This is a genomic window from Streptomyces sp. ADI96-02, assembly GCF_003846185.1.
GTDB lineage: Bacteria > Actinomycetota > Actinomycetes > Streptomycetales > Streptomycetaceae > Streptomyces.
Genome location: NZ_ML123034.1, coordinates 3,519,682 through 3,528,530 on the forward strand (window position 1 = coordinate 3,519,682; position 8,849 = coordinate 3,528,530).

6 protein-coding genes are annotated in these 8,849 nt (G+C 72.8%); 3 read left to right on the top strand and 3 right to left on the bottom strand.

From position 1 onward, the window contains the following. The coding region (locus EES43_RS15410) for a sigma-70 family RNA polymerase sigma factor (protein WP_241192440.1) at positions 1-1,150 on the bottom strand (1,150 nt) is incomplete at its 3' end. Between the two features lie 427 nt (positions 1,151-1,577). Continuing rightward, complete coding sequence (locus tag EES43_RS15420) at positions 1,578-2,315, bottom strand: TetR/AcrR family transcriptional regulator (protein ID WP_241192441.1); 738 nt, start codon at positions 2,313-2,315, stop codon at positions 1,578-1,580. A 674-nt stretch (positions 2,316-2,989) separates the two neighbouring features. Between EES43_RS15420 and EES43_RS15425 the strand changes: the two genes are divergently transcribed. Next, the gene (locus tag EES43_RS15425) at positions 2,990-4,468 is read left to right on the top strand and encodes an NAD(P)/FAD-dependent oxidoreductase (protein ID WP_124269256.1); all 1,479 of its coding nucleotides are present in this window, start codon (positions 2,990-2,992) and stop codon (positions 4,466-4,468) included. A gap of 297 nt (positions 4,469-4,765) precedes the next feature. After that, positions 4,766-6,445 carry an ATP-binding SpoIIE family protein phosphatase gene (locus tag EES43_RS15430; protein WP_124269257.1) on the top strand — a complete coding sequence of 560 codons (1,680 nt, stop codon included), beginning with the start codon at positions 4,766-4,768 and terminating at the stop codon, positions 6,443-6,445. Here EES43_RS15430 and EES43_RS15435 read toward each other — a convergent pair. Continuing rightward, entirely contained in the window at positions 6,439-7,782 is a 1,344-nt protein-coding gene (locus EES43_RS15435; RefSeq protein WP_124271994.1) for an MFS transporter, read from the bottom strand. The two genes, EES43_RS15430 and EES43_RS15435, sit on opposite strands and share 7 nt — an antisense overlap. A 133-nt stretch (positions 7,783-7,915) precedes the next feature. On the opposite strand from EES43_RS15435, the gene EES43_RS15440 reads away from it, so the two are divergent. Then, the gene (locus tag EES43_RS15440) at positions 7,916-8,473 is read left to right on the top strand and encodes a MarR family winged helix-turn-helix transcriptional regulator (RefSeq protein ID WP_124269258.1); all 558 of its coding nucleotides are present in this window, start codon (positions 7,916-7,918) and stop codon (positions 8,471-8,473) included. Positions 8,474-8,849: the final 376 nt, after the last annotated feature.

Below are 8,849 nucleotides of genomic sequence, written 5' to 3' on the forward strand. Positions count from 1 at the left end.
CGGCGGACGAACTCCCGCCGGTCGCCGCCGCCGCGGCCCCTGCCCCGGCGGCCCCCGCCGCACCGCCCGCGACGACGCCCGCCGCCTTGAGCGCGTACCCGGCGGCGAACCACCCGATGACCGCCACGGGCAGCAGCGCCGGAATCCCGGCGTTCACCTGCTCCAGCTCACCCGCGGCCACTCGGCACTTCGCACACGCGTCGAGGTGCTTGCGCAACCCGCGCTCGGCCCGCAGGCGCAGCCCGCCCCGGGCGTGGGCGCCGAGCCGGTCGGCGTACTCGGCGCAGTCGCCCCCGGTGGTGAGCGCCCGGCTCACATGGGCCTGGAGATAGGCCTGCTTGAGGCCCTCGCGGGCCCGACTGGCTAGCACAGCGGTGGCGTTGGGGGTCAAACCGAACAGCGGGGCGATCTCGCTCGGCGACTCCTCCTCGACCGTGGTGTGCCAGAGCACCGCCTGCCAGCGTTCGGGCAGACTGCGGAACGCCCGCATCGCCATGGACTGTTCGGCCTCGCGCATCGCCAGAACCTCGGCCCCGAGACCGTGGGCGGCGTCGTCCGAGAGCTCCGAGGTGCGTGCGGCCTGCGCCGCGAACACCGCGAAGTCGTCCACCAGGTGCTCGCGCCCGGCGCTCTTCGTCCAGGCGGCGGCGACATGGCGAACGGCGGTCATCAGGTAGGCCCGGACGGCCTCCTGCGGCCCCTTGCCGCCCCGGACGGCCTGCAAGGTGCGCGCGAACACCTCGGCGGTGAGGTCGTCGGCGGTGTGGGCGTCCCGGCAGCAACTGCGGGCGTAACGCCGCACCGCCCCCGAGTGCCGCCGGAACAGCTCCGCGTAGGCCCGGTCGTCGCCGCCGCGCATGCCCTCGATCAACTGGGCGTCGGACAGCACCGCTTCGGCGGAGCCGCTGCCCCCCTCGCGCTGCTGCGGAACCGCGTACCCGCCTACGGCGGCGGCACGGCCTTCGGGCCGGGCGGCCGGCCACGGGCCGGGAAGGACCGTACCGCCCTCGGGGCCGCCCTCACCGTCACCGCCGGAGGGCGGCCGTTCGGCGGGAATCGGCGCCTCGAAGGGATTATCGTCGGCCGCCGGGCGCCGCCCCGCGGAAGCGATCTCGTCGAGCGGTTCCTTCTGCTGCTCGTTGCCGCTCATCGCGGAAGCCCCCGTATGCACCTTCGGACCCGAACACCCGGCAAGCGTGCCACACGGCCCCGCGGCGGCGTCTGTTCATCCCCGCCAACCACTCATCCGGGGCGTTTTTCGAATGCCAGTGCTGAAGTCCCTTCTTTCGGGGAACGAACTCCGGTCGGTCGCGCCGCCCGTGCAGAGCCACGGTCGCCCCACCCGCGCCGTGGGGCGGCTGCTGCTCAGCCCGCGCCGAGCCTCTGCTGGCTCAGCCCGCGTCGAGACACAGTGCGCCACGGACGGAGCGGCCGGCCGAGCGACCGGCAGGGGGCACTGCGGAGCGACCAGTAGGGGGCACGGCGGTGAGCCCGGCGAAGCGCCCGGCTCACCATCCGCCCGCAGCCCGCAGCCCGCAGCCCGGCGCGGGTGCGTGCCCTCGCCGCCCCGCGCGCCGCTACCGCGCGGGCCTCGACCTCAGCCCCTCCAGCAGGATGTCCAGCAGCCGGGCCGAAGCCGCGGCCTGGTGCGCCGCGTCCGGCAGCGACGGGGCGGCCGTGGCGATGACGAGCAGCACGTCGGCCACCGTCACGTCCTTGCGCAGCTCACCCGACTCCCGGGCCCGGTCGACGAGTCGCCCCACGACCTCCAGCAGCTCGACCGCGCCCGTCTCCTCGCTGAGAGCGTCGAGCCCCTCGACGACCACGGTCCGCCGGCTTTCCGACCGCGCCCCGACCTGGTCCAGGCCCCGCCGCTGCGGCGGAACGCGCGTCTCGTCCACAGGGCCGTCCGCCGCCGGAGCGCCCGTACCCGTACCCGCGCCCGCCGTCGGGGCGTCCGCCCCCTCCACCTCGACCCCGACCCGCAGCACCTGCGGCGGCAGCAGCCGGCCCGCACCCGAGGCCACCGACGTCCGCAGGAAGCGGGAGAGCGCCGACCAGGGCTCCTCCTCCTGCCCCAGAGCCGTACGCGCCTGATCGGTCAGCCGGGAGGTCTCCTCCTCGGCTATCCGGCGCACCAGCACGTCCTTGCTCGGGAAGCGGCGATAGACGGTCCCGACGCCGACCCGGGCGCGACGCGCCACGTCCTCCATCGGCGCGCCGTACCCCAGCTCCCCGAACACCTCGCGTGCCGCGCGCAGGACATGCTCCAGATTGCGCTGGGCGTCCACCCGCAGCGGGGCCGAACGGACCACGCCCGCGGTCCCGGTGGCCGTCGGCCCGTCCGGAACCTGTCCGTTGGCCGCCCGTCCGTCGGCCGCCTGTCCGATGGCCGTCGCCCCCGTCGCCGCCGATCCCGTAACCGTCGATCCCGTAACCGTCGATCCCGTCGACCCGGGCCCGGCCGGCTTCGCGGCCGTCGTTCCCAAGGCCGTCGAACTCATGGCGGCAGCGCTCACCGCCGCGGCCGAGCGCACGGCGTCGGCCGAGCTCATGACGCCGAGAGCCCCCACGGAGCCCAGCCGCCCGCGGTTCTCGGACGCGTGCGAAAGCGCGGACTGCCCATGCGAATCCTGAATATGCATAACTTCCCCCGGTTATGACGTCTCCCCCCGGAGACTTCCCCGCCGTGTCAGTCGAGGAGCGGAGCACAACGAAATCCGCACCCGACACCCCGACGGGTTACGAACATAGTTGAGCCTGCGTCAATTCAGAAGGGGGCAGTTCCGCATGGGCCGCTCCCCGATCGGCGCAGGAGCCCGCCGTCTCCCGAACGACCCCCGCCCGCTCACCCTCCATGTGGCACCTGACCTGCGCGGCTCCCGTACCGAAACCCCCGCGGTCCACGACCGCCACCCGGAAACCTCCGGTCACACAATTTGCCGGGCCTGTGGACAAACCCGGGACTCCGTTGCGTCATGGGGTGGTGATGGCTCCAGAATCCCGGGGAACGACCCCCGGCACCCGGCCAGGTGTCCGCATCCTCGTCGTCGGCGGCGGCTACGTGGGGATGTACACAGCGCTGCGTCTCCAGCGGAAGCTGAAGCAGAGACTGAGAAGCGGCGACGCCGAGATCGTGGTCGTCACGCCCGAGCCCTACATGACGTACCAGCCGTTCCTGCCCGAAGCGGCGGCCGGCTCGATCTCGCCGCGCCACGTGGTCGTGCCGCTGCGCCGCGTCCTGAACCACTGCACGATCGTCATCGGCGAGGCCGAGCGCGTCGACCACGCCAAACGGACCGCGACCGTCACCACGCTCGCCACCGCCGAGGACGGCACCGGAGCCCTGGAGATCGGTTACGACGAGATCGTCGTCGCCCCCGGATCCGTCTCGCGCACCCTGCCCATTCCCGGACTGGCCGATTTCGGCTTCGGCTTCAAGACGGTCGAGGAAGCCATCGGACTGCGCAACCACGTCATCGAGCAGATGGACATCGCCTCTGCCACCCGCGATCCCGCGATCCGCGACGCCGCCCTCACCTTCGTCTTCGTCGGCGGCGGCTACGCGGGCGTCGAGGCCCTCGCCGAACTGGAGGACATGGCCCGCTACACCTCGCGGTACTACCACAACATCAAGGCCGCCGACCTGAAATGGATCCTGGTCGAGGCGTCCGGGCGCATCCTTCCCGAGGTCGGCGTGGCGATGGGCACGTACGCCGTCCGCGAGCTGCGGGGCCGCAACATCGACGTACGCCTCGACACCCGCCTGGAGACCTGCGAGGACCGGGTCGCCGTCCTGAGCGACGGCTCCCGCTTCCCCACCCGGACGCTCGTGTGGACCGCCGGGGTCAAGCCCGCGCCCCTCCTGGCCGCCACCGACCTGCCGCTCACCGAACGCGGCCGGATCCGCTGCACCGCCACCCTCGGCGTCGAGGGCACACCGCACGCCTGGGCCGCCGGCGACGCGGCGGCCGTCCCCGACCTCACCGCCGCCGAACCCGGCCGCGAGACCGCCCCCAACGCCCAGCACGCCGTCCGCCAGGCGAAGGTCCTCGCCGAGAACGTCCTCGCGGCGATCGACGGCCGCCCGCTGGAGGAGTACCGGCACGCGTACGCGGGCTCCGTCGCCTCCCTCGGCCTGCACAAGGGCGTCGCCCACGTCTACGGGCGCAGGCTCAAGGGATACCCGGCCTGGCTGATGCACCGCGTGTACCACCTGAGCCGGGTGCCGACGTTCAACCGGAAGGCGCGGGTCCTCGCCGAATGGACACTGGCCGGACTGTTCAAACGCGAGATCGTCTCGCTCGGATCGCTGGAACACCCCCGCGCCGAGTTCGAACTCGCGGCCGGCGGCACGGCCGGCCGCCCGCGCCTCGGCACCAGGGCGGAGCGGCCCGACCGGCCCGACCGCCGCGACGGACCGCCGGGCGACCTGCCGGGCGAACTGCCGCCGGAACCGCCCCGCTGACCCGCCCGGCGCGACCCGCCGACCGCCCACCGGACGCCCGCACCAAGGCCGTTGACCCTCGTCCGGACGGCGACTGTCAGTACGGTCGGTCACACTGGACGTGTGACCATAGGTGGGCCCACACCTGCACAGAGTGACCCGGCCGTCAGTGACCAGCAGTGACCAGCAGCGACGCACCAACAGCACGACGAGGCCCGGCTGCGCCTTCCCGGGGGTCCGGCCCCCGGAATCCCCGAATCCGGCAGAAGAAGCAGCCCGCCCGAGCGGACCAGACCGACACACGAGGCCAGAAATTCCGTGAACTTCACGCGTTGGAGCGCCCGCCTTCCCGGAACGCAGCGTCGAGCTGCCGCGCGGGACGACCGCGGTTCCGTACCCGCGGCCCGCGCCGAGTACGCCCAGCCGGACGGCGCCGCGCCGCTGCCGGACCACCCCTCCCCGCCGTCCTGCGAAACCGCCCCCGCGCAGGCCCTCGCCGGCCTCGCCCTCGACGATCTCTCGGCCCGCGAGATCCTCGGCAGACTGCCCGCCCCCGTCGCCCTCCTGTACGGCCCCGAGCACCGCGTCGCCTATGTCAACGAGGCGTACGAGGGCACGTTCGGCCCCCGTTCGTGCGGCGCCCCCGCCGCCGAGTCGCTGCCCGAGCTGGCCGAGCTGAGCGTGCTGCCCCTGCTGGACCAGGTCCTGCGCAGCGGCACCCCACGCACCGTCAAGTCCCGCCGCACCGCCGAGGGCGGTTCGTACACGGTCACCTGCACGCCGGTGGCGGTCCGGGACGGCAGGGGCGACGGAGGCGTCCTGGTCCACGCCGCGGACGTCACGGATCACGCCGAAGCCGCCGAGCGCCTGCGCGCCAGCGACCGCCGCCACCGCGAGACGGCCGTCACCCTCCAGCGCTCCCTGCTCCCGCAGGAGCTGGAACAGCCCGACGACCTGCGGATCGCCGCCACCTACCAGCCCGGCGGCACCGACGCGGCCGTCGGCGGCGACTGGTACGACGTCATCACCCTCGGGGCCGGCCGCACCGCCCTGGTGATCGGCGACGTGATGGGGCGCGGCGTGCGGGCCGCCGCCGTCATGGGCCAGCTCCGCACCGCGGTGCGCGCCTACGCCCGGCTCGACCTCCCGCCGCACGAGGTGATCCAGCTGCTGGACGGCCTCGCCGCCGAGATCGACGCCAGCCAGATCGCCACCTGCGTCTACGCCGTCCACGACCCGAACGAGGGGCAGCTGGTCTACGCCTCCGCCGGGCACCTCCCGATCCTCGTCTGCGACGAGAACGACGACGTCCACCGCGCGGCCGACCCCACCGGACCGCCGCTCGGCACCGGCGGCTGGATCCACACCTCGGGCACGATCGCGCTGCCGCCCGGCTCCACCGCGGTCCTCTACACCGACGGCCTGGTCGAGCGGCGCAGCGAGGACATCGACGAGGGCGTCGCCTCCCTGGCCCGCGCCCTCTCCGGCGCCAAGGGATCACCGCAGGTCGTCTGCGACCGGCTGATCCGCTCCCTCGGCGTGACCGCCGAACACGACGACGACGTTGCGGTCCTGGTGGTCCAGCACCCCGCGCGCAAGGGGCCGAGCGCGGAACTGTTCCACAACGCCGCGCTCGAACTGCTCGGCGGTGTCGAGGCCGCCCCGCGCGCCCGGGCCTTCGCCACCGGCGTCCTGACGTCCTGGCGCTTCCCGGTCGAACTGCGCGATCTCGGCGTGCTGGCCGCCAGCGAACTCGTCGCCAACTCCCTCCAGCACGGCACCCCGCCGATGCGCCTGGGGCTGCGGCGTACCGACCGGCGGCTGATCATCGAGGTGACCGACGGCGACGACCACCTGCCGCGCCGCCGCCGCGCCGAGCCGGCGGACGAGGCGGGACGCGGCATCTCGATCATCGCGGCGATCGCCACGTCGTGGGGCAGCCGGCGCACACCGGGCGGCGGCAAGGCGGTCTGGTGCGAGTTCGCGCTGCCTCAGTGACCGGCGGGCGCGGCGGCGGGGACAGGCCGGACGGCCGTCTCCCCGCCGGTCCCGCTGGTCGCGGGCTGCCCGCCGTCGGGCAGTGAGACCGCCACCACCCGGGAGGGAGCCGCCACGAGCGACGGCTGGTCCTGCACGGGAGTGAGGTGGCGGCCGAGCCGCAGCGCGAGCACGGTGATGCCCAGCGAGAACAGCACGAACGTCACGATGTACGGGGCGTGCAGCGAGGCCCCCATCGGCCCGCCGATCGCCGGACCGACCGCGAGCGCGAGCTGCTTGCACAGGGCGAACGCCGAGTTGTACTGCCCGACCATCGACTCCGGCGCCAGATCCGCGACGAGCGGGGCGACGGTCGGCGACAGCATCGCCTCGCCGAGCCCGAACAGGGCGTACGTCGAGATGAACGCGGCCGTCGCCATCGCCTGGCTGCCGTGGCCGAGCCCCGCGTAACCGGCGACGATCCAGGCGAACGCCCAGATCAGCCCGACGGCCGCGACGACCCGGCTGCGACGGTGGCGCTCCACGAGTCGCAGCACGACGAACTGCGCCACGACGATGACCGCCGTGTTGGCCGCGAGCGCGATACCGAGCGTCGAGGGCTCGATCCCGGCGGCCTCGGTGCCGTACGCGGCGAGGCCGGACTCGAACTGGCCGTAGCAGGCGAAGAAGAGCACGAAGCCCAGGACGCACAGCTGCACCATCGCCCGGTGCGAGAGCAGCGCGCGCATGCCGCCCTTCGCGGCGGACCCGTCGGCGGGCCGCGCGCCGTGAAGGGCCGCGGTACGCGGCATCCGCACGGTCGTCACGACGACACCGAGCACCACGAACATCACGGACTCGATGAGGAAGAGCATCGTGAAGCTCGCCGGCCGGCTCACGTCCACCAGTTGCCCGCCGACGAGTCCGCCGAGGCCGAGGCCGAGGTTCTGCAGGAAGAACTGGGTGGCGAAGGCCCGCGTACGGGTGGCCGTGCTGGAACACCAGACCAGCATCGTGGCCAGCGCCGGCTGCATGACGGCGGTGCCCGCGCCGAGGACGGCGGCCGAAAGTACGGCCGCCGGCACACTGCCGGAGAACCCGAGAGCCGCCGCACCCACGGCGGCGAGACCGGAGGCCACGACCAGCACGGGCAACGGGCCCCGCCGGTCGATGGCCCGGCCGGTGAACGGCAGGACGGCCAGTGCCGCCATGGCGAAGACCGCCAGTACGACTCCCGCCGTACCGGCGCCCAGATCCCGGACCTGCGCCACGTACACGTACAGATACGGAACGGTGAACCCCAGCCCGAACGCGCTCAGCGCGCTGCCCAGCTGGATCCGGCGCAGCGCTGCGCCCATCTCCCTGGTCACACTCACCTACCTCAAGATTTTGTAAGGAATCAGACTCGAAGACTTTAGCAGTAAAGTTAGACAGTGAAAACTACAGCATGAAGGACTTCAATGAGGGTGAGGGCGTGCCATACTGCCCGCCATGTCCGAGAGCACCGAGGAGCCCGGCCCGCAGGAGCCGAGCCTCGACGAGCAGATCGCCGCCTATCAGCGAGAGTTCCGCGACCTCGACCCCCAGGTCGAGCAGGTCGTCTCCGCGCTGGGCCGCCTGAACCGCCGTATGAACGTCGCCTACGGGCGGCAGGTCGCCACCCTGGGGATCAGCAACGCGGAGTGGGAGGTCCTCAAGACCCTGGTCCTCGCGGGCGCCCCGTACCGGCTCGGCCCCGGCGAGCTGGCCAAGCGCCTCGGCCTGACCCCGGCCGCCATGACCCACCGTGTCGACCGGATGGCCGGCGAGGGCCTGGTCACCCGGGACCGCGACGAGAACAACCGGGTCCGCGTCATCGTCGAGCTGACGGACGAGGGCCGTACGAAGTGGCTTGAGGCGATGCGTATGGCGAGCGACTTCGAGGAGGACATCCTCCAGGACCTCTCCGGCGAGGAACGCAGAGTCCTCGGCGAGCTGCTGGTCCGCCTCCTGCGTCGTGTGGAGCACTCCCAGCCGGACGCCGGCGGCCGGCTCACCGACCTGGACTGAACGTCCGGGCGCCTGGGGAGCCTGGGCAGGTCCCGGGAAGCAGGGGGCGGCGCGTGCGGGGACGGCGCGAAGAGGGAGAAGAGGGACAGGAAGAGGGACGTAGGACGGGGTTGACACGGCTCCGTCCGATCCGTAAGGTTCTTCGAGTTGTCACGGAGCCGAAAGGCTACGGCGGCAACCGATCCCGCCGCACACGCGGCAATCAAACTTCAGTACGACCTCCCACTCGGGATGATTTCTGCATGCCGGAATTCATTTCGAAGGCGCGAAGGCTCGATTATGAGCCGCCGGGAGAATCCGCTAGAGTTTGAGCGTCGGAACGGCCCAACGGCCGGGATGACAAGCCCCGCTGACTGGGAATCAGGCCCGAAAGGAT

Excerpts from the sequence above, each read along its gene's own strand:
- EES43_RS15425 (WP_124269256.1), top strand. The coding sequence starts at position 2,990 with ATGGCTCCAGAATCCCGGGGAACGACCCCCGGCACCCGGCCAGGTGTC.
- EES43_RS15435 (WP_124271994.1), bottom strand. The coding sequence starts at position 7,782 with ATGGGCGCAGCGCTGCGCCGGATCCAGCTGGGCAGCGCGCTGAGCGCG.
- EES43_RS15440 (WP_124269258.1), top strand. The coding sequence starts at position 7,916 with ATGTCCGAGAGCACCGAGGAGCCCGGCCCGCAGGAGCCGAGCCTCGAC.